This window comes from Halanaerobaculum tunisiense, from assembly GCF_054657635.1.
This window is the reverse complement of record NZ_BAAHYI010000044.1, coordinates 1-277: the sequence shown is the minus strand read 5'-3', so window position 1 is coordinate 277 and position 277 is coordinate 1. Positions and strand designations below refer to the sequence as shown.

2 tRNA genes are annotated in these 277 nt (G+C 43.7%); both read left to right on the top strand.

Annotated elements, in window-relative coordinates:
• Nucleotides 1-3 precede the first annotated feature (3 nt).
• Nucleotides 4-80: transfer RNA gene (locus ACYQ3D_RS12685), tRNA-Ile, on the top strand.
• A gap of 122 nt (nt 81-202) precedes the next feature.
• A tRNA-Ala gene (locus tag ACYQ3D_RS12680) sits at nt 203-275 on the top strand.
• The last annotated feature ends 2 nt before the right edge of the window (nt 276-277 follow it).

Here is a 277-nt window from a genome sequence, read left to right as displayed (position 1 = left end):
GAAGGGTCTATAGCTCAGTTGGTCAGAGCGCACGCCTGATAAGCGTGAGGTCAGTGGTTCGAGTCCACTTAGACCCACCAATAAACCAATTGACAATGTACAATTAACAATTTACAGTTAGATTCAAAATCTTTATATTCTTGTGGTTTGGTTTTCCAACTGTAAACAAACTGTACATTGTAAATTGTAAATTAAATTATTTGGGGACATAGCTCAGTTGGGAGAGCGCCGCCCTTGCAAGGCGGAGGTCGTCGGTTCGAACCCGACTGTCTCCACC